The sequence below is a fragment of the Oceanobacillus sp. FSL W7-1304 genome, assembly GCF_037969805.1.
Classification (GTDB): domain Bacteria; phylum Bacillota; class Bacilli; order Bacillales; family Amphibacillaceae; genus Oceanobacillus; species Oceanobacillus profundus.
Window position 1 is genome coordinate 405,449 of the sequence record NZ_CP150211.1, and the last position, 21,614, is coordinate 427,062.

Sequence of the window (21,614 nt, forward strand, 5' to 3'; positions counted from 1 at the left end):
CTAGAATTGGTGGGTGTCTTTGTTTTCTAAAATGTAAAAAGTGAGAGTAATGGTATAGAAAGAAGGAGAAATGTGAAAAAAATAGGGATTACATGCTACCCAAGTGTAGGTGGATCAGGAGTAATTGCAACAGAACTTGGTAAACTGCTCGCTGAACAGGGAAATGAAATTCATTTTATTACGTCTAGCATTCCTTTTCGGCTAACGAAAATTCACCCCAGAATATTTTATCATGAAGTGGAATTAAATCATTATCCGGTTTTTCAATATCCACCATATGATTTAGCACTTGCAGCAAAGATGGCTGAGGTTATCGATCAGCAAAAACTTGATATCCTGCATGTTCACTATGCAATGCCGCATGCTATATGTGCTATCATGGCTAAGGATATTGCAGACCACGATGTAAAAATAGTAACAACCCTTCATGGAACGGATATTACCGTACTTGGTATTGACCAAACCTTTAAAAAGGTGATTAAGCACGGAATCGAAAAATCGGATGCTGTTACTGCTGTTTCAAAGAGTCTTGTTAAGCAAACAACTGAAATGCTTGATGTAAATAAGGAGATAGCGACAATCTATAATTTTGTAAATGAAGAGGACTATTATAAGCAAGATGTCCCTGCATTAAGGCAACAATACGGAATATCAAACGATGAAAAAGTGCTTATCCATATCTCAAACTTCCGAAAAGTAAAACGCGTACGAGACATCATATATGCTTTTAAACAAGTCCGAAATGAAGTCAAAAGTACATTACTACTTGTCGGCGATGGACCGGAATACCCTGATACGGTACAACTCGTAGAGGCACTTGGGTTAAAAGAGCATGTACGTTTTTTAGGAAAACAAACAAATATAAGTGAATTATTATCCATATCCAATTTAATGCTGCTATTATCAGAAAAAGAAAGCTTCGGTCTTGTTCTACTTGAAGCAATGTTATGCGGTGTACCATGTATTGGTACCAATATAGGTGGGATCCCTGAAGTGATTGAGCATGATAAAACAGGGTATTTGGTCGAGCTGGGAGATACTGATTCGGCAGCAAATTATGCGATTGAAGTGCTAACAGATAATCATTTAATGCGTCGTCTTTCGGAAAATGCTTTAATACAGGCTAAAGAAAAATTTGCGTCAGAAAAAATTGTAAACCAATATCAGCATCTATATGATACTGTTTTAACATCCAATATAGAAAATGGTGATTAACCATGCTACCAGGAGCATTTTTACAGGCAATACCAGTGCTTGAACATATTGAAAAACATCAGCACAAAGCTTATTTTGTAGGTGGATGTGTACGTGATTATTTGTTAAAGCGCCCTATCGGTGATATCGATATTGCAACCTCGGCATCACCTTCATTCATTCAGAAAATTTTCCCAAAGGTGATTCCTGTTGGTATAGAGCATGGAACTGTAATTGTACGACATAATCACGAATCTTTTGAGGTAACTACATTCCGTATCGATGGAGATTATACGGATAAACGACACCCCGACTCAGTCGTATTCATCGACAATATTGATAAAGATTTAGAGAGACGGGACTTTACCATTAATGCACTAGCAATGGACTTAAATGGTAATATGATTGATTTATTTGACGGAATCCACGATATTGAGAATCGAGTTATTCGAACAGTAGGAAATGGCTATGAGCGATTTACGGAAGATCCACTTCGGATTATACGTGCGATTCGCTTTTCAAGTCAGCTAGGATTTACAATTGACCCGAAAACCTTACAGGAAATGAAGGAAGTAAGCAGTGAAATTAAAACACTTGCAATTGAGCGGATTGCTAATGAATTTTCGAAGCTATTTGCTGGGAATGATGTTAACCAAGCTTTAACTTATGTGAGGAATTTGCAAATCGAACGATACTTACCTGTATTTTGCGATTCCCCTCAGATTCTTTTCTCATTGCCGGTATCAATAACACCATTACAATCCTTTGCCGAAGTTATTGCGCTATTCCATCTTGTCAATCCAAAGATAGAGGTCATTCGGTGGGTCAAGGAATGGAAATGCTCGAACAAAACAAAACAAGAGGCACTTCGATTAGTCGAGGCTTATTCTTATTTCGAAACGCATGGCTTGGATCGATGGCTTATCTATCAATTAACACCGTCTTTATATAAAGGTTTCATACGAATTAGCGAAAATTTAACACAAACAACAGTTAGCTTGCACAAGTTGGAAGCAATTGAACAACAGATTTCCATTCGTTTGAAAGAAGAGCTGACAATTGATGGATATGATTTAATGGCGATTTTCCCCGAGAGGAAGAGAGGGCGTTGGATACAAGAATTACTAAATTGTATTGAATATAAGGTTGTATCCGGTGAATTAAATAATAATAAAAAAGAGATAAAGGAGTGGATAAAATGGAATCCACCCGAGACCGATTGATTCAGCTCCTCGCAGAAAATGGAGATGCTTATATTTCTGGACAAGCTCTATCCGATGCGATCGGCATCTCAAGAAATGCTGTTTGGAAGCAAATGAAAGAACTCGAAAAAGATGGTTACCAAATCGAAGCTAAATCAAGAATTGGTTACCGTATAACTGAATTTCCAGATAAGTTAAGTAGTAATACACTAAAATGGGGACTCCGTACAGAGTGGATTGGAAAGAAGATTATTCATCATCCGACAGTAGATTCTACACAAGCAATTGGACATCAAGCAGCTCGTGAAGGGGCACCACATGGCACGATAATTGTCGCGGATGAACAAACTGGCGGAAGAGGAAGAATGAACCGATCATGGCACTCTGCAAAGGGACAGGGTATGTGGTTAAGTCTCATTCTAAGACCTAAAATCCCACCTACCCATGCATCTCAGCTTACATTATTAGCAGCTACTGTTTTAGCAGATGTATTGGATCGATATGATACTATTCAACCATTTATCAAATGGCCCAATGATATTCTGATTAACGAAAAGAAGACAGCAGGAATCTTAACGGAAATGCAGGCAGAACAAGATCAAATTCAATACATTTTAATCGGGATTGGTTTAAACGTAAATCAAGCGCGAGATGATCTACATCAGGATATCCAATCCAAAGCAACGTCATTGCGAATTGAAACAGGCAATGAACTATCCATTAAAAATATTATCCAAGAGCTGTTAATTGCTTTTGAAGCTTCCTTCGACAACTATATAGCACAAGGATTTTTACCAATTAAAAAGAAATGGGAAAGCTACGGTTTCAAAATGGGAGAAGATATTATTATCAAAACATTTAAGGATCGTTGGAGAGCGCCGTTTCTTGGGATATCTGACGATGGTGCACTCTGTACAGAATCAATGGAAGGTAAACCAATCTCACTTTATTCTGCTGAAATAGAGTGGTTTGATGATAGTAGCATGAAATAAACAGCTGAAACCTTCTTAACCTCAGCAACAGTTAGTAGTTGACGTTGGTAGAAATCCTGCTATCATTATTATGGAGCTCATTATTCTGTAAAAGGTATGGGCATACCACTAAGTTAACAAACTCTTATCAATATATACGATAAGAGTTTTGCTATTAATAAATAAAAGGTCTGAAAAAATCGAATGAATTTAATGAGAATAACATTTAGATAAACCGGACTCAGAAGGTAAGGTGGATCAGGTGAATAAATTTGTCGTAGTTGACTTGGAAACAACAGGGCATTCTCCTTTAAAAAATGATAAAATAATTGAAGTTGGTATCGTTGTTATAGAAAATAACGAAATCACGGATACCCGTACAACCTTATTTAATCCAAAGATACCAATTCCACCGTTTATTTCTAATTTAACCGGGATTTCTGATCGTGATGTGGAAGATGCACCGTTATTTAATGAGAAGGCTGATAAAATAGTTGATATTTTTAAAAATAGTTATATAATCGCTCATAATGTAAAATTTGATCTTGGTTTTTTAAACACAGAACTTGCAGCTAATGGAAGAGATCGATTGACAAATCCAGTTTTAGATACGGTAGAGCTTTCACGAATACTATTTCCTCAAGCACCTAGTTATAAACTTGGACAGTTAGCGGAACATTTGGATATTCATCATGATGACCCACACCGAGCACTGTCCGATGCATATGTTACTGCCAAGTTATTTTTAAAACTGATGGACAAATTAAAGACTTTACCATATGAAACGATTGCCCAATTATTAAAACTGGAGAAACTATTTATTTCCGATCTCCACGAAATTTTGTCAAATCGAATAGATGAATTGGCATTTGCAACTACCGCACCTGAAGAGCTAACAATTTATCAAGGTCTTGCATTTAAAGAAGCAACGGAGACAAAAATAGAGACACCTAATTTAAATCAGTCCTTTGGTGAATATCTTGATGGAATTTATGAAACAAATGGTTCTATGGAGAAGCAGATGAAAGGGTATGAAAAAAGAACTGGTCAACGTGAAATGTCAGAATTAATCTTTGACTCCTTTCAAGCGAACTCACATGCATTGATTGAAGCTGAAACTGGAACAGGGAAGTCGCTGGCATACTTAATTCCTGCAATTTTTGAAGCGGTAAAGTCAAATCAAAGGCTAATTATTAGTACATATACTACACAATTGCAAAGTCAATTGCTGGAAGAAGAGATTCCTGCTTTAAGAAGGCTGATTGCCATTCCGTTTCAGGTAGCACTCCTAAAGGGAAAAAGCCACTATATTAGCTTAGAAAAATTTGCATATGAGTTACATGATAGTTCAAACGACAACTATGATATTGCGTTAACAAAAGCAATGCTACTGATATGGTTAACGGAAACAGATACTGGAGATATTGACGAAATACAGTTACCATCCAGTGGATATTTTTTCTATCATAAAATATCCACGGATGCAGAAGGAAAGGTAGAGCCTTTCTCTCCATGGTACTCAAAGTCCTTTTATCAGAAAGCCCGCAGAAAAGCGCAAAAAGCTGATATTGTGATAACGAATCATGCATTACTATGTACAGATATGTTCAATGATTATCAATTCTTACCAGCATATGAAAAAGTAATTATCGATGAAGCACATCACTTTGAAGAAACTGCATCACATCATTATGGAATGAAACTTGATTACAACAATATACAATTTACCTTTAATCAGATCGGCCGGACGCATGATGGTAAATTATTTAGTAAGCTTGTATCGAGTTATTCATTGACAGATGTGGATGTTCCACTAGAAAAATGGGATCACCTATTTGATCAGGCAAAATATGAAATTGATGACTTATTTCAAAGCTTATATCAATATGTAGTGTCTCAACATAAAAACAATAAATCATTAAGTGATATCGGTAGATTACAATACCGACTTGATGAAGAAAAAGAAACAGGACAAACATGGGATGCAATTCAAGAAATGGTAACAAGGCTTACATTTTTTATTAGAGATCTTATTCATGTCCTTGCACTTATGGAACAGCATTTAACGAAAAAGAAGATAATGGACAAATATGATAAAGAAGAATTAGATGGAATTACGAACACATTTGAGGACTTTATTGATCGATTGGAACTGTTTTTCTTTATTGAAGGAAACGTTCCACATGTTAAATGGATTGAAATTGATACAAAAGGCACCAAAAATGTGGTTTATTTATATAGAGAGCCAGCAGAGGTTTCAGAACTACTTGCTAATGATTTTTTCCAAAGTAAGAAAAGCGTTATCTTGACAAGTGCTACATTGACGATGAAGAACTCATTCGATTACATTCAGAAAAGGTTAGGGTTAATTACGGATCGATTAATAACGAAGAAAATAGCGTCGCCTTTCTCCTATAAGAATCAAGTTCAATTACTTGTTCCAAATGATTTTCCAGATATTAAGTATGGAAACATTGATGATTTTATTTACGCTACATGTGAAGCAATATTGTCTTTGGCTGAAATTACCGAGGGTAGAATGCTCGTCTTATTTACATCGTACGATATGTTGAAGAAATCCTATACACTTTTAAAAGAAACGATTGATACAGGTAAATATGTCTTAATTGGACAAGGAATAACGAGTGGTAGTAGGTCAAGATTAAAAAAGAATTTTCAAACCTTTGATCATGCGATTTTGCTTGGAACAAGTTCATTTTGGGAGGGTGTTGATATACCAGGTGACGATTTGTCGTGCCTCGTGATCGTTAGACTTCCATTTCAGCCGCCAAACCATCCAGTGTTTGAAGCGAAGTCTAATCTGTTAAAAGAAGCCGGAAAAAATGCATTTATGGATTTATCATTACCAAATGCCGTTATTAAATTTAAGCAAGGATTTGGCAGGCTTATCCGTTCATCAAGTGATAGAGGCATTGTTTTTATTTGTGATGCCCGTATCATTAAAACACGGTATGGCAAATATTTCACAGACTCAATACCAGACGTACCTATTTCGTTTGATTCCACACAAGAGTTACTGGATAAAGCAGAAGAATGGTTTTAAACAACAACAGCGGGAGCCTGTAGCGGTATAAAGGGAAGAGGGAAGTCTCGCTCGCAGGAGAGGGACGAAAAAAACTACTGATGTTATTACACCAGTAGTGAGTGAAGATGTGATATGGGTTAGGTTTTTTTGGTCAAATTAACAAATTAAAGCAAAGTCTTCGACTACTGGATTATTGTAGTTGTGCTTTTTAATTCGACGTTGCTTTTATTGTTTACATCCTTACAAGAGCTATGTATAGTAAAAATATCTAAAATAGAAACACAATTGTTGGAGGGATGTTGATGAATCAATATACAGTAAGTTTATTTTCAAATACTTTTGTTGATTGTTCGCATCATAAAGTTAAAAATTCAATCTATAGGCTGAGTTATTAATAATGATGAATAAATCAAAATGGCTATTATGGAGCTCATTGACCTTACTTATTATCCTTATTGCACTAGGTATTTATGGTATCGTTCTCTACAATAACTTATATGATAGCAAGACAGCAGGATTTGATGAAACAAGCAGGCAGATCCTAAGTCAAACGTCTATTACAGAAATAGAAAAAATTGAGCAATATAATGGCTCGGCGGCTTATCATGTTTTATTTGGAAAAAATGATGCAAATGAAGAAAAGCTTATTTTTTACCCGCTCGAAGGGAATGAAAAAAGCTTGACAACGATTGACAAATCTGAAATATTGACAGAGGAAGAAATCATTGAAAGATGGCAAGCAGAATGCGATAGCTGTGAGCTCATCAAGGTCACACCTGCATTGGAAGAAAACGAAGCATTATGGGAAATTGCCTATAACGACATGAATGATGATTATGTGCTTGACTATAAGTCCATCTATGATGGATCCGACGTCCATATGTATCGATTTAAAAGAATGTTTAATTAGTGCTAAACCCACCCAGCGTTCTAAGACGAGCTATTTATCACGCATTACCTCAAAGATTGAGAATAAAAAATGTAAAGAAGAAGGATAAAACAGCTCGTAAATTCCTGACTCTGTACAAGGGCCTGTGGCTCTCCCTTGTGGTGCTAACATTCAGTGGGGAGGAAAGAAAGCCTTCACTGAATGAGTTTCATTTTATGGAAAAACATTTTAGTATTTGGAGGAAATATAAATATGAAAACAACTATTTCACAAGCAGCAAAACATAAAGATCAAGAAGTAACAATTGGTGCTTGGCTTACAAACAAACGATCTAGTGGAAAAATTGCTTTTTTACAATTACGTGATGGAACAGGATTTATTCAAGGAGTAGTCGTAAAGAATGACGTATCAGAAGAAACGTTTCAACTAGCAAAAAGTCTTACGCAGGAAACCAGTATGTATATTACCGGTAAAATTGTTGAGGATACAAGATCTTCTTTTGGCTATGAACTACAGGTTAGTGACATTGAAGTTATTCAGGAAGCAGTTGATTATCCAATTACACCTAAAGATCACGGTACTGAGTTTTTGATGGATCACCGTCATTTATGGTTACGCTCAAAGAAACAACATGCTGTGATGAAAATCCGAAATGAAATTATTCGTTCAACATACCAATTCTTCAATGAAAATGATTTTGTAAAAATTGATCCGCCAATTCTTACAGGATCTTCAGCAGAAGGAACAACTGAATTATTCCATACGAAATATTTTGACGAGGAAGCATACTTATCACAAAGTGGTCAACTTTATATGGAAGCAGCAGCAATGGCGTTTGGTAAAGTATTTTCATTCGGACCAACCTTCCGTGCAGAAAAATCGAAAACGCGCAGGCATTTAATTGAATTCTGGATGATTGAACCAGAAATGGCATTTGTCGATCATGAAGAAAGCCTAGTAATTCAAGAGAATTATGTAAGCTATATCGCTCAGTCTGTACTGAAAAATTGTAAACTTGAACTAGAAGTTCTTGGACGAGATACAACCAAATTGGAAAATATTAAAGCACCATTCCCTAGAATTACGTATGATGATGCGATTGAATTGTTAAAAGAAAAAGGCTTTGATGATATCGAGTGGGGAGAAGACTTTGGAGCTCCGCATGAAACAGCAATTGCTGAAAGCTTTGATAAGCCTGTGTTCATTATTAATTATCCAGCAGCGATTAAAGCATTTTATATGAAGCCTCATCCAGAACGCTCTGATGTCGTCCTTTGTGCAGATTTAATCGCACCAGAAGGCTATGGTGAAATTATTGGTGGCTCACAGCGTATTGATGACTTAGCATTAATGCAGGAAAGGTATGAACAGCACGGACTGACAGGACCAGCATATGAATGGTATTTAGAATTAAGTAAGTATGGAAGTGTACCACATTCTGGATTTGGATTAGGTCTAGAACGTACGGTTGCCTGGCTGTCTGGGGTTGAGCACGTAAGAGAAACGATTCCATTCCCTAGATTGCTTAATCGTCTATATCCATAAGCAACCCTTAAAATCCCTTGCAAAATTATAAGCAAGGGATTTTAATTTCTGTTTAAGGACTTGCTGGTCTGTCTTGTGGTGCTTACATTTGGGGGGATCCTACTAAATAAGCTCCACTTTATGTTAGAATATACCTTTCATGCTATACTTAAAATAGAGGTGCAGACAAAACATGACAAATAAATTTTCATTACAACAAATTATTCTCAATCAATTACAGGTACCAATCGAATTGCTTTCTAAGTATAAGCAACTAGGGTTAAATGAAAAGGAAGTAATGCTTGTTCTTCAATTACTTCGTTATCTACAAATTAGAAATGATTTTCCTACACCGTATGAGCTTTCTCTTCATGTAACAATGGATGAGCAAGAATGTGCAAACTTATTGCGAAAATTAGTCAAAAAAGACCTCCTTTCCATTGAAAAAAAAGAAAATGAAAGTAAGCAATTGAGTGAAGCTTACTCGCTGGATCCCCTTTGGGAAAAGCTATTTTCAAAAGAAGAAATTCAAGAAGAGCATTCGATTGATACGATTGGTACCATATTTATTGTGTTTGAACAAGAATTTGGAAGACCATTATCTCCTTTTGAGATAGAAACAATTAATGCTTGGATTGATGAAGATGAAATAACCCCAGCATTAATCAAAGCTGGCTTACGTGAATCTGTGTTAATGGGGAAGCTTAATTTTAAGTATATTGACAGGATACTTCGAGAATGGAAAAAGAAAGGGATTCATTCTGTTGATCAAGCTCGTAACGCAAGCAAAAAATTTCACCTAACCCAATCAACTTCCAATCAAGAAAATATACCAAAACGCGACACATCATTCTACTATAATTGGCTAGAGGAGGAAGATTGAGACAATGTTAACGAAAAAGCAAATAAGATATTGCCTTGATGTCATGGAGGAAATGTTTCCGAACGCAGAAGGAGAGCTTGTCCATTCCAATCCATTTGAACTTGTTATCGCAGTTTTGCTATCTGCACAATGTACAGACAAGCTTGTAAATAAAGTAACGGCAAACTTATTTAAGAAATATAAAAAGCCAGAGGATTATCTTAACGTGACACTTGAAGAACTGGAACAAGATATAAAGTCAATTGGGCTTTACCGAACGAAAGCTAAAAATATAAGAAAGCTTTGTCAAGTTTTACTCGATAATTATAATGGGGAAGTACCACAGACAAAAGAAGAATTAGTGAAGTTAGCAGGAGTAGGAAGGAAAACTGCAAATGTAGTTGCTTCCATTGCATTTAATGAGCCAGCAATTGCTGTGGATACACATGTCGAACGGGTTTCCAAACGGCTAGGTATATGCAGGTGGAAGGATTCTGTGATCCAGGTAGAAGAGACGCTTATGCGTAAAGTGCCAAGAGATGAATGGAGTGTTACACATCACCGTATGATTTTCTTCGGGAGATACCACTGTAAGGCAAGAAACCCAAATTGCCCAGAATGTCCACTGCTTGAGCTTTGTAGAGAAGGGCAAAAACGAATGAAAAAAGCGATCATGTAATTTTAGGGAATCGAAATGAATAATTTGCTTTAAATAACGAAAAAAGAGGTAAACTTTGCTAGTTTACCTCTTTTCGTTATCGTTATTACTCTTCAGATTCTTCCTGGCCTTGACCTTGGTCTTCTCCTTCACCTTGTCCTTGATCTTGGTCTTCTCCCTGACCTTGGTCTTGTTCAGGCTCTTCTTCGTTTTCTTCCTCTTCAGGCTCAACGCCTTCGTTTTCTGCTTCATTTTCATTAGCTTCTTCTTCCGCAGGGACCTCAACAGTGGTACTTTGAGAATCACCACGAGTATTATTCGCCCCAATTGGGGTAACATTAATTGTGTAGGTTTGACCTGGTGCTGCACCACTGATTTCAATTCCATTCGATTGAACAGTTTGTGTCTGACCGTTTACAGATACTTCAAAAGACGCATCTGGTCCGTCATAGTTCCAATTTACATCAATGATTGAAGATGCTGCAATATACTGTGCTGTTAAGCCGCTAACCGGCGGGATATCTTCCTCTTCATTTTCTTCCTCATCTTCTCCTGGAACTGTGACAGAGGTAGTACTTGGATCACTTTTCATGGAACCATTTACTGCGACAACCTGTATTTCATAAGAAGCCCCTGGTTCCACTTCAGTAATTTCCATTGATGTATCTTCTGTAGAGGATAGGTTTTGCATTTGACCACCGTCTACACTTGCGCTTACTTCAAAGCTAACGTCGTCATCAGCACTATAATTCCACTCAACCTGAATGGCGTTCGATTCCTCATCATAAACCGCGTTTAAGCCGGAAACTGAATCTAATTGATCGAATTTCTCTGATGTTTGTTTCGGCTCTGTTCCTTTCACAAATAACTCGGTAATTTTATCTGAGTCTGGTGTATACTCACTCGGTAATGCAGGTGGGTTAGACCCTTTCTCAACGGTAACCTCTACAACCGAATCGGGTTTTGCAAAATCAGGTGTTTCAATTCCTTCGGATATTTTTTGCATGGTGTTTTTAAATAATGCCTGCGCGATACTTGTATCATTTAATGGTGCCCGCTTTCCATCTTCTGTATAGCCGCCAGTCCAGGCTGTAATCGTATAATTGGTACTATATCCAGCAAACCATGAATCTCGATTTTCGTTTGTCGTACCAGTTTTACCAGCTACTGGAACACCAGGTACATTTGCTGCTGTAGCAGTACCACTCGTAACAACTGATTTTAACATATCCGTAACCATATAGGCTGTGTAATCGGACATTGCTGCAGTTGAATCTGGAGTTAAATCAACTACTCTTCCGTCTGGGAATTCAACACTTGTTACGGCATAAGGCTCTGTATAAATTCCTTGATTGCCAAATGCATGGAATGCTCCAGCTAATTGAAGTGGCGTTACATTTGTTTCAGTTCCACCAATAGCATCTCGAATGTTCATTTGATCATTAGGGAATTTGATTCCTAGTCCTTCAGCAAATTCTTGTGCCTTATCAATTCCAACTTCATCCAGTAACTTCAAAGTCGGTACGTTCAAGGATTGGCTCATTGCATGGCGCATTGTGATCCAACCAGCATGGCTTCGATTCCAGTTTCTAACCGGAGAAGAACCAGCAATTTCATATGGTGCATCATCATTTAGTTGATGATAGGTCGAAAGCTTATTATATTCAATAGCTGGACCAAATGACATAATCGGCTTGGCTGTTGATCCGATCTGACTACCATCACGAATGGCGTAATTGAATCCTTGAACTCCTTCATTATTTCTGCTACCACCTATCGCCTGAATGGCACCACTTTTTGTATCTAAAACAGTCATAGCTGCTTGCATGTTATCATCAGGATAGTTGATCGGATTCTCCTCACTGTCCGTAAGTAAAAATTCTACGTATTCCTGTGCTTTTGGATCTATTGTCGTATAAACCTTCAAGCCATCTGAATAGATATCTGCATCGCCGACTTTTTCTCTAACCTCTTTATCTACCTGTTGGAGGAATGCTTCGTACGGTGTTGGGTCTGGACGAGATTCAACCAATAGGGAGGGGATATCTACCTCTCTAGCTTCGTCAGCTTCTTCTTCTGTAATTTTCCCATGTCTAACCATTAATGTTAGCACCGTATTCATTCGCTTTTCTGTTAAATCCGGATTTTCAAAAGGATTATATGCAGTTGGACGTTGGGGTAAACCGGCTAGTATGGCCACTTCTGGTAACGTTAATTCATGTAAATCCGTTTTACCAAAATAGTTTTTCGCTGCCTCCGCTACACCATATGCTCTGTTACCGTAAAAGACTTTATTTAGATAGAATTCTAAGATTTCTTCTTTGGAATATTGTCTTTCCAACTGTAATGCCAGCCATTGTTCCTGTACTTTTAAACTTATTTTCTTGTCAGGTGGTAAAAATGATTTCTCAACGACCTGATGCGTAATTGTACTAGCACCCTGGGAACCAAAGCCGTCCGAAATATTTGCTAATATTGCGCCGCCAAGTCTTCGTAAGTCAATACCTGAATGTTCAAAGAACCTCGCATCCTCCGTAGCAGTTACTGCGTCTATTAATTCTTGAGGTAAGTCTTCATAAGATACTTTTGTTCGTTTTTCATCTCCACTTAGACTTGCGAATTCTTCCCCATATTTATCATAAACAGTAGAGGAGAAAGTATCTTCTAATTTTGTTGGATCCAATTCTGGAGCTGTTGCAATCCAATACGCCCCTAAGGCTGCGCCTCCTACTCCTAGTAATAAAAATATCAGGAGAAAGGAAAATAGTACTTTCTTCCAAATAGGTTTCTTTTTCGTTTTCTTCTTTTGTTTTCTTCTAGCTGCTCGACTCTGGCTATTATCTGCCATCGTTCAATACCTCCGTCTCTAAAAATAAAGCTTATCTATAATCGATAAATAATCAATACGCTTTTGAAAATGGAATGGAATTAAAAAACTTTCCTGCTGAATCTTTTCATAAGAAATAGATTTTTTCCCATTATTTAATTTGTCGTTCCAAAACTGGAAAAGTTTCTTTGCCTCTAAAAAATATGTTTCATCATAGGTTGCAAACCGAATAATAATAAAGCAAATCCCGCCTTGATTAACAATTGCTTTCATATGTTCTATCTGGTGATCATGTATGTTCGCTAACGGAAAAAGCGTTTTGTTTTTTGTTTCCTTTGCTTCAAAGTCAATATATTTACCTTGATAAATACCATTATAATCTGTAGTAGAAGCTTGCTTAAAATATGCTTCTGTAATAACAGCTGCACTTCGTTTTGGATAATTGACATTTACAATTTGGACAGGTGTCGGTTTTTTGTGAATGACTGCTTTACCTGTATCAAGATAAAATTGATTCGTAATATTAATATCCTCTTCTAAGGACATCCCTCGGTTGCTAAATGTATTTTTATCTTGCTTTATCCTAACTGGCATCAGTTTTTTTTGCCCATTTGGATAGTTCAAAAGATATTCCCTCCCAACATATGAAAGTATAATATCAGAAAAAGAGGTAAATGATAACTTTAAACCACAAAGAATAGCTTATTTTATTTGTATCGCATGCAAATAAAATATGTCGCTAGTACTTTATTATATCATGATATAACAATTTAAAACCGACCACATTATTGACAATTTAACGATTGTTTCGTCAGACACCTTCCATTCTTTATTGTACATAATTTCACAATTGATTCAAGTTTATAACAGTGATAAGAAGAAATATTAATGTAACGATAGGGATTTTTGTATGGGTAGAATAACAATTTAATTTCTCCAATAGTAATGTAAGTATGTAAAAGGATTTGTGTTGATAAACCACACAAATCCTTTTACATACAATAATTATTTTATTTAAGTAGATGGGCGGTTTGGTCCATTCAGTTTCTTATCACCAGTTTTTAATGATTTTTCTTCACGACCAGCTGCATTTTTGCGTGCGTTCTTCGATTGTTTCAACCATAACACCTCCTTTGGTTCTAGTCTGTCTCATTTTAGTGAAAAAATAACCCTTTACACTAGTTTTGTAATATTGCTTCTAGTTTTGTCGAAGGAGAAGGGGAGTAACCTCTCGTTGGAGAATTGTAGCATTATCAAATAAAAAATTAAGGGTGATATTATGTCCTATCCTTTAAAAGAACAAACTGGTATTAGCAAAAGTAAGGCACATCATACACTACAACAAATGGAGAATCAGTTAAGACTTATTGATCAAAAACTAAAAGTGCATGTGGACCGCGAAGTGTGGATGCACTTTCAAAATGAGATTCATCAAATTGACTATACCAAATCGTCAATTGAGAAAATGAGGGCCTGAAAGAAATAGATGCCTTCTTGACATAAAAATGGTAAAGTAGGGTATAAACAGTTATAAACAAATTAAAGGCGGAAATACAGCATGGAATTAAAAAAACAAACAGAAAGTCTGAAAAATCATCTCAACCAGTTAAAGGAAAGATTTGAGCATAATGAGGCACCTGCAGACAGTCGCGATAAGGCATTTTTTTTGAAAGTAAAAGAAGAAACCTTGCCAGTGTATACATTGTTGGAAGAATGGGAAGCATCTGCATTAAAAGTTGTTAAAAATAGAGAAGCAAAAGTGCATCCCCACCAAATAACGTCAACAAAAGAAAATATGGAACTTCTCTTAATGCACAGTTATTATATTGATGCACGTAGAAAACGATATATGGAACTATATACTTCCATTTTGTATGTGTTTGATTTACTGTTAGATGATATACCGTAATATATATTTCCTGGAAGTAACTTTAATAACTTGTAATAAAGCTAAAGGATGAGTGGAATGTCAACGAATAAACTAATTGAAGAAGCAATTAAAATAAGAGAACGCGCTTATGTCCCGTATTCAAAATTTCAAGTAGGTGCAGCGTTGCTTACTGAATCAGGGAAAATTTATACTGGATGTAATATTGAAAACGCAGCATATCCTGTTGCGTGTTGTGCTGAGCGTGTAGCAATCTTTAAAGCTATATCAGAAGGAGAGACAAAGTTTCAAGAGCTAGCTGTTGCAGCGGATACTGCAAGACCTGTTCCACCATGCGGGTCTTGTCGTCAAGTAATGAGTGAGTTCTTTGACAAGTCGATGCCAATTCATTTAACAAATCTAAAAAAAGAAATAAAATCGTTTACCATGGAGGAATTACTGCCATTTTCGTTTGAAACGAACGATTTACTTAAAAATTAAAGAATATTATACCTACTAAAGGTAGTCATTTTTCCTTATTTACGAAAAATAAAGGAGACTGATATTCAGTTTCCTTTTTTATGGTATAATAAAAATATAATTTCGGTAATAAAGCTTCTTTTGATTCATACATTTATAATTGAACCTAATTAATTCTATTAAAAATAGTATAGATGAAGATCATGAGGTGATGAGATGAGTATAAATCGAGTTCAACTTAGTGGAAAAGATATTTTGGAAAAGGATTTTAAAACAGCAATGCGTGGATATAATCAAGAAGAAGTTGATGAGTTTTTAGATATTATCATACAAGATTATGATTTGTTTAAGCAAGAAGTCGACCGATTACAAGCCGAAAATGAAAAACTCAGAAAAAATTCTACTGACCAAACAAGATCAAGAGCACCACAAGCTACTAGTCAAGTTAATTATGACGTATTGAAACGTCTATCTAATTTGGAAAAAGCAGTTTTTGGTAAAAAATTCGTTGAATCAGGTGAATAGTTTTTCTCGAGGTTTAAAGCAGTTTTATGCAGTTGTTGAAAAATGTTCACAGGTATGATATGCTTATACGTACGGTAATTAAATGCTCATGTAATCGCTGCATGTAAATGCAGAGGAAAGTCCATGCTCACACAGACTGAGATGTCAGTAGTGTTCGTGCTTGATGAATTCATAAGTCAAGGTAGCTTTTATGCTAACGGCAGAAAACATTCCTAAGTCAAAAATGATATGGAACTATTCTTTAAAGTGCCACAGTGACGTAGCTGGAGTGGAAACACTCTGGGTGGAACGAGGTAAACCCCACGAGTGAGCAACCCAAATAATGGTAGGGGCATCCTTTAGTAGGGAATTCAACCGAAACAGGGACAAGTTTTAACTTGTAGATAGATGATTACAACCGGAGTACGAGGTTGACCACCGTTTGCAGTACTATGGTACAGAACATGGCTTATCGAGCATTTAATGGTCTGATTACGAATAGAAACCTTTCTTTGCCGGTATCGGTATAGGAAAGGTTTTTTTATTTTTAAGTTCTAGAAGTTGTTTGAAAAAGCCTGGAAAAAATGACACATCGAGAACAGAGGACCTTCGACTAAGTACCGACACGTGCTAGTGTCGGCGTTGCAACAAAGCTTTTCGATAGGGCGAGTAATCGCAGTCCCAGAACGTTGTGTTCTTAGCCACCTTGGACCTTTTTATCCTCCTTTTTGAATGCACACTAATATGGTAAACTAGGACTAACTTAAATTGAAGGGAATAGTTGGATGCAAAAAGTAACATTAATCGCAACTGCAGCAATGGGTTTAGAATCAATAGTTGCACATGAAGTAAAACAATTAGGATACGAAGTAACTGTAGACAACGGCAAAGTTATATTTGAAGCACCACTTTCAGCTATACCGCGCTGTAATTTATGGTTGCGCAGTGCTGACCGAATTAAATTAATTGTTGGCCAATTTAAGGCTACAACATTTGATGAGCTCTTTGAAGCAACGAAAGCATTACCGTGGGAATATTATATCGCAGAGGATGGCCAATTCCCGGTCTCAGGTAAATCTGTGAAATCAACGCTATTTAGTGTGTCTGACTGTCAAGCTATTGTAAAAAAGGCCATTGCAGAAAGATTAAAACTAAAATATGGCCTGGCTACCAAAATGCCAGAAACAGGAGCTTTCTATAAAACAGAAGTTGCGATATTAAAGGATACTGTAACATTAACAATCGATACATCAGGTACAGGCCTTCATAAACGAGGATACCGCGTTGGACAAGGTGAAGCGCCGCTAAAAGAAACATTAGCAGCTGCACTGATTATGCTAACGAACTGGAAACCCGAATATCCGTTGATTGATCCATTCTGCGGTTCCGGGACAATTGCAATTGAGGCGGCCCTAATTGGACAAAATATTGCACCTGGCTTCAATCGGGAGTTTGCTTCAGAGGATTGGACGCTTGTAAGAAGAAAGCTGTGGGATGATGCTTTTGAAGAAGCAGAGGACAAGGCAAACTATGACCAAAAGCTAATGATTACAGGCTCAGACATAGACCATAAAATGATCCAAATTGCTAATGACAATGCAATCGAAGCAGGGCTAGGAGATCTGATAACCTGGAAGCAGATGCAAGTAAGTGATTTAACTTTACGCCAGGAGAATGGATATATTATTAGCAACCCACCATATGGTCAGCGTATTGGGGACCAGGACATTGTTGCAGAGATGTATCGAGATTTAGGAAATATAATGAAAAACCATCCGTCCTGGAGCGTTTATATCATTACTGCCTTTGAAGCATTTGAAAAACATTATGGTGCACAGGCAACAAAGAAAAGAAAACTATTCAACGGATTTATCCAAACGAATTATTATCAATATTTTGGTGGAAAATTATGAGTAAATAAAATGGAAGAAGCAGCTGTTATCGCTGTTTCTTCCATTTTATTTTAGGAATTACCAATTGGCCAGTCGAACGGTACTGATCCGGGTGGTGAATTCTGTATAATATCTACAAACGGAATGGTGTATGCAAAAAGTATTAAAGCTATCGTGATGGCAATCCATAGCTTCCAGTTTTCCATCCACTTTGGTGTCGGCTCAGCATTTTCTTCTTCCTCTGCAATCGGGAATTCTTCCACTCCTTTTGGTGAGAAAAAGGTCAGCTTGATGAAAATATATACCATGAGAATAATCCCGACAAAAAGAATGGTGCCTCCAATCGCTTGTGCCATTTGATAAGCACCCCACGAGACAGCTTGTTCAGTTCCGCCATAATCCGAATATGCAGAACGTCTCGGTCCACCTAGCAGACCTTGGATATGCATGGCTCCTGACATGATTAGCATACCGACTCCCCAGACAATCGTTTGAAAAATACCTAAACGATTAACGGATTTTGTAAGCTTCCTACCTGTTAAATGCGGGATAAGCCAATACGTAATGCCGAAAAACGTTAAAATAACTGTGGTGGCAACAGTAAGATGAAAGTGCCCCGTAACCCAAATCGTATTATGGACAAGCGTGTTCACTTGATGAGAAGCATTTATTATTCCACCTGCGCCCCCAGGAATAAAAGCTAGCATACCAACAAATGGAGCAAAGAAGCGAACATCTTTCCACGGTAGATGCTTAAACCAACCAAACAAACCTCCATATCCTTTGCGTCGGCCTGTAATTTCAAAAGTAGCAAATAAAGAAAATGCTGTCATTAAACTAGGAATGATAACCATAAATGTTAAAACTACCTGGATAAATTTCCATGTAGGGTCAATCCCTGGTTCTGTTAGCTGATGGTGAAATCCAACAGGTATGGAAAAAAACAGAAATAGCACAAATGATAATCTGGCTAAAGAATCACTAAACAGTTTTCCGCCAATAATCTTAGGGATAATCGCATACCACGCCATGTAAGCAGGCAATAGCCAAAAATATACTAATGGATGACCGAAATACCAGAATAATGTTCGACTAACGAGAACATTAATTGTTTCCGCATAACCAAGAGACCATGGAATAAATTGTACTAGTACCGCTGCAGCAACACCCAATGAAGCAATAAACCACATAATCATATTAATCGTTACCATAAATGCTAGTAAGGGAGATTTTTCTCCAGGATGACCTTTCTTCCATAAGTAGAGCTGGCGCCAATTTACAAAGGCAGCAACCCAAGTACCAACGATGACTAAAGCTAAACCGATATAAAAGGCTGGATGGGCTTTTAATGGTGCATAAAACGTATAGAGTACACTCGCTTTCCCTAATAAAATAGTTACGGCTGTAACCAGTGTTCCAATCGTCATAATCCAAAAGGCAAGCCATGATACCTTACGTTGTTTAACTGACATTCCAACCGTTTTACTCATTAACGTAAACTGAAAGCCGATAATAAAAAATGTTGTTAGTACAAGTGCTAGGATAACGCCATGTACTGTTAAAATTTGATAGTAACCAATACCAAATGGAAGTGTGAAACTTCCCGACCGAACTAGTACTTGCAACAAACCCATTAAACCACCAATAAATAAAGATATAAAAGCTACATACATAAAAGACATATAAAGTTTTGCTTCTTGTTTTGGAATTGCAAGCAATTGTCTAGGATCTTCATTAGGTAATACGACATTTCGAAGCGCCATTATTGATACACCTCCACGGTTGTATACATCATATGGTGACCAATACCACAGTACTCATTACAGAGTAAGGTAAATTCACCTGCTTGATTCATTTCAACCTCCATACTACTGATATAACCAGGTTCAACCATCATATTTACATTTGTCCCAGCAATATTAAAACCATGAATTACATCCGTTGTTACAACTTGAAATAGTACAGTTGCACCTTTAGGGATTTCAATATGATTTATTGCATTGCCATCTGCATCAACACCAAAGTCATAATGGAATGCACTTGCAACGACATTGACAATATAACGGTCTTCATCCACTTTTGTCAGCCCTAAATTTTCAGGCTTAAAAGCCTCATGGGCCTCTACATTTTGAGGGTCAATTGTCACACCATGGCTTTGAGGGTGAGTACCAAGATAAAAAGCTCCGTAACCAAGAATAACCAAAAATAGTACTAATGCTCCGATACCAAATGTAAGCCATATTTTTTCAAACTTATGAAAATGCATCTTTTCTCACTCCTTTTTAATCACCTTTCTTATCTTGAAAGGAAAATTGCAAAAACAACAGTCCAACTAATGACAATAAATAAACCTAAGGCTCCCACCGATAATAATGTACCTTTTAAATTTGGCTCTTTCTCATGATTCGTGTAAGTTTTCCCATTCTGTTTCACTGCATATCATCCTCCCATCATGTTATCGGTTACTTATATTTTCATCATACACAAAGTGGAAACATAAATTAGTGAAATAATTAACGTTTCACAATTTGTTCAATTACGCTAGTAACTATATATCTTAGGACTTTACTAACTTTTAAGTATAAAAAGTATGTGAAATAAGTATGAATAAATACCTATTTATATTGACAATAAACGGGACTACTGTATGGTTTTTTAGATTAGAAGAAATACGAAGAAGTAAACTATCCGCCCGTTCGCTCTATAAGGGCAATTTAATAATAAAGACTAAAGCGACCACTCCAAGTGATCGCCAACCGCTAAATTTAAGTGCAATTATAAAGTTGGACATAGTAGAAATATGTGCTAACCTATGGTTGCACGTCCTAAAGTTAGGAGGAGTGGTAATGAATGATGATCGTATTGAACGAGAGATCTTTATTAATGCATCTGTTCGAACGGTATGGGAGTTGATAAGCCAACCAGCATGGTGGGTGGGTGATGCACCAGGACCAGACAGGGTACAAGTAGACGGGGCACGTATTGTAGCGGATACGAAGTATGGTAAATTCACGGTATTAATTGAACAAGAAGATTCACCTAACTACCTTTCATGTCGGTGGGCAAGTTCATTTCCCGGTGAGGAGCCAGGAGAAGATAACTCTACACTCGTTGAGTTTATGCTGAAAGAAAAGGATGGGGGTACTTGGCTTAGTGTAGTAGAAAGTGGATTTTCCAGCCTTGCCGTTTCTGAGGAAGAAAAACATAAATTTTTTAAAGAAAATGTCAAGGGATGGATTTATCAATTGGAAACTTTGCGAAAACTTGCTGAGCAGTAATATGCCGTCTGCAGACAATAAAAATTTTGAAAAGGTTCTAATTGCGTTAGCAGACCCAACTCGTCGTGAGCTGCTTGACCACATTGCAATTATAGGACAAGTAACAGCAACAACATTGGCGACTAAGGTAACTGTATCTCGTCAAGCAGTTGTTAAACACCTTACAGTTATGGATAATGCTGGATTAGTTACCTCCAAACGTGTTGGGCGGGAAGTTCGATACAAAGTGTGTCCAGAACAACTATCGAGTGCAGCAGAGTGGATGGGAAATATAGCAACGGATTGGGATAGAAAATTAGAATGGATTAAACGTGTAGCAGAAACAAACAATAATTCCGACCTGACATAACCCATATAATCTTCGATACAACAATGGATAAACCTGAAAAATACAGCAGTGGACGACCTACCTGATGCAAG

The 21,614-nt window shown here is 37.0% G+C and carries 20 protein-coding genes and 1 other RNA gene; 16 read left to right on the forward strand and 5 right to left on the reverse strand.

Annotated elements, in window-relative coordinates; genetic code table 11:
* The first annotated feature begins 72 nt into the window (after positions 1 to 72).
* The 8 genes from bshA to nth all read left to right on the forward strand — a co-directional run bounded on the left by bshA (position 73) and on the right by nth (position 10,367).
* The gene (gene bshA, locus NYE61_RS02045; protein ID WP_251658880.1) at positions 73 to 1,215 is read left to right on the forward strand and encodes an N-acetyl-alpha-D-glucosaminyl L-malate synthase BshA; all 1,143 of its coding nucleotides are present in this window, start codon (positions 73 to 75) and stop codon (positions 1,213 to 1,215) included.
* 2 nt (positions 1,216 to 1,217) lie between these two features.
* A complete protein-coding gene (locus NYE61_RS02050; RefSeq protein ID WP_303449213.1) occupies positions 1,218 to 2,417 on the forward strand; it encodes a CCA tRNA nucleotidyltransferase in 1,200 nt (399 codons plus the stop codon).
* A complete protein-coding gene (locus NYE61_RS02055) occupies positions 2,393 to 3,388 on the forward strand; it encodes a biotin--[acetyl-CoA-carboxylase] ligase (protein ID WP_095309021.1) in 996 nt (331 codons plus the stop codon). Before NYE61_RS02050 ends, NYE61_RS02055 begins: the two co-directional genes overlap by 25 nt.
* A 241-nt stretch (positions 3,389 to 3,629) precedes the next feature.
* Positions 3,630 to 6,431 carry an ATP-dependent DNA helicase DinG gene (dinG, locus tag NYE61_RS02060; RefSeq protein ID WP_303449216.1) on the forward strand — a complete coding sequence of 934 codons (2,802 nt, stop codon included), beginning with the start codon at positions 3,630 to 3,632 and terminating at the stop codon, positions 6,429 to 6,431.
* A gap of 379 nt (positions 6,432 to 6,810) precedes the next feature.
* Positions 6,811 to 7,323 carry a DUF5590 domain-containing protein gene (locus NYE61_RS02065; protein WP_240033788.1) on the forward strand — a complete coding sequence of 171 codons (513 nt, stop codon included), beginning with the start codon at positions 6,811 to 6,813 and terminating at the stop codon, positions 7,321 to 7,323.
* A gap of 231 nt (positions 7,324 to 7,554) precedes the next feature.
* Entirely contained in the window at positions 7,555 to 8,847 is a 1,293-nt protein-coding gene (gene asnS, locus NYE61_RS02070; protein WP_095309101.1) for an asparagine--tRNA ligase, read from the forward strand.
* Positions 8,848 to 9,019: 172 nt separating this feature from the next.
* Positions 9,020 to 9,709: a DnaD domain-containing protein gene (locus tag NYE61_RS02075; RefSeq protein WP_095309027.1), complete on the forward strand. Its 690-nt coding sequence runs from the start codon at positions 9,020 to 9,022 to the stop codon at positions 9,707 to 9,709.
* 4 nt (positions 9,710 to 9,713) lie between these two features.
* Positions 9,714 to 10,367 (forward strand): endonuclease III, encoded by a 654-nt coding sequence (nth, locus tag NYE61_RS02080; RefSeq protein WP_303449221.1) that lies wholly within the window; start codon positions 9,714 to 9,716, stop codon positions 10,365 to 10,367.
* Between the two features lie 85 nt (positions 10,368 to 10,452).
* On the opposite strand, the gene NYE61_RS02085 is transcribed toward nth, so the two are convergent.
* Complete coding sequence (locus NYE61_RS02085) at positions 10,453 to 13,194, reverse strand: penicillin-binding protein 1A (RefSeq protein ID WP_303449223.1); 2,742 nt, start codon at positions 13,192 to 13,194, stop codon at positions 10,453 to 10,455.
* An 18-nt stretch (positions 13,195 to 13,212) separates the two neighbouring features.
* Entirely contained in the window at positions 13,213 to 13,797 is a 585-nt protein-coding gene (recU, locus tag NYE61_RS02090) for a Holliday junction resolvase RecU (protein WP_095309034.1), read from the reverse strand.
* Between the two features lie 655 nt (positions 13,798 to 14,452).
* Between recU and NYE61_RS02095 the strand changes: the two genes are divergently transcribed.
* From NYE61_RS02095 to NYE61_RS02120, 6 genes are all read left to right on the forward strand, one after another.
* The gene (locus NYE61_RS02095) at positions 14,453 to 14,650 is read left to right on the forward strand and encodes a hypothetical protein (RefSeq protein WP_303449226.1); all 198 of its coding nucleotides are present in this window, start codon (positions 14,453 to 14,455) and stop codon (positions 14,648 to 14,650) included.
* Between the two features lie 81 nt (positions 14,651 to 14,731).
* Positions 14,732 to 15,082, forward strand: a complete 351-nt coding sequence (locus tag NYE61_RS02100; protein ID WP_095309038.1) for a DUF1798 family protein — start codon at positions 14,732 to 14,734, stop codon at positions 15,080 to 15,082.
* A gap of 57 nt (positions 15,083 to 15,139) precedes the next feature.
* Positions 15,140 to 15,541 carry a cytidine deaminase gene (locus NYE61_RS02105; RefSeq protein WP_095309041.1) on the forward strand — a complete coding sequence of 134 codons (402 nt, stop codon included), beginning with the start codon at positions 15,140 to 15,142 and terminating at the stop codon, positions 15,539 to 15,541.
* Positions 15,542 to 15,736: 195 nt separating this feature from the next.
* Positions 15,737 to 16,045, forward strand: a complete 309-nt coding sequence (gene gpsB / locus NYE61_RS02110) for a cell division regulator GpsB (protein WP_095309043.1) — start codon at positions 15,737 to 15,739, stop codon at positions 16,043 to 16,045.
* A gap of 82 nt (positions 16,046 to 16,127) precedes the next feature.
* Positions 16,128 to 16,501, forward strand: an RNA gene (gene rnpB / locus NYE61_RS02115) — RNase P RNA component class B.
* A gap of 308 nt (positions 16,502 to 16,809) precedes the next feature.
* The gene (locus tag NYE61_RS02120) at positions 16,810 to 17,937 is read left to right on the forward strand and encodes a class I SAM-dependent RNA methyltransferase (protein ID WP_095309045.1); all 1,128 of its coding nucleotides are present in this window, start codon (positions 16,810 to 16,812) and stop codon (positions 17,935 to 17,937) included.
* Positions 17,938 to 17,987: 50 nt separating this feature from the next.
* On the opposite strand, the gene NYE61_RS02125 is transcribed toward NYE61_RS02120, so the two are convergent.
* From NYE61_RS02125 to NYE61_RS02135, 3 genes are all read right to left on the reverse strand, one after another.
* Positions 17,988 to 19,598: a b(o/a)3-type cytochrome-c oxidase subunit 1 gene (locus NYE61_RS02125; RefSeq protein ID WP_303449305.1), complete on the reverse strand. Its 1,611-nt coding sequence runs from the start codon at positions 19,596 to 19,598 to the stop codon at positions 17,988 to 17,990.
* A gap of 80 nt (positions 19,599 to 19,678) precedes the next feature.
* Entirely contained in the window at positions 19,679 to 20,182 is a 504-nt protein-coding gene (locus tag NYE61_RS02130) for a cytochrome c oxidase subunit II (protein WP_303449231.1), read from the reverse strand.
* 29 nt (positions 20,183 to 20,211) lie between these two features.
* Positions 20,212 to 20,349 carry a cytochrome c oxidase subunit 2A gene (locus tag NYE61_RS02135; RefSeq protein WP_095309051.1) on the reverse strand — a complete coding sequence of 46 codons (138 nt, stop codon included), beginning with the start codon at positions 20,347 to 20,349 and terminating at the stop codon, positions 20,212 to 20,214.
* Positions 20,350 to 20,762: 413 nt separating this feature from the next.
* Here NYE61_RS02135 and NYE61_RS02140 point away from each other — a divergent pair, with 413 nt between their 5' ends.
* Together NYE61_RS02140 and NYE61_RS02145 are read left to right on the forward strand one after the other, a co-directional pair.
* Complete coding sequence (locus tag NYE61_RS02140) at positions 20,763 to 21,194, forward strand: SRPBCC domain-containing protein (RefSeq protein WP_303449233.1); 432 nt, start codon at positions 20,763 to 20,765, stop codon at positions 21,192 to 21,194.
* Positions 21,181 to 21,543, forward strand: coding sequence for a helix-turn-helix transcriptional regulator (locus tag NYE61_RS02145; protein ID WP_251658885.1), 363 nt, complete (start codon positions 21,181 to 21,183; stop codon positions 21,541 to 21,543). Before NYE61_RS02140 ends, NYE61_RS02145 begins: the two co-directional genes overlap by 14 nt.
* The last annotated feature ends 71 nt before the right edge of the window (positions 21,544 to 21,614 follow it).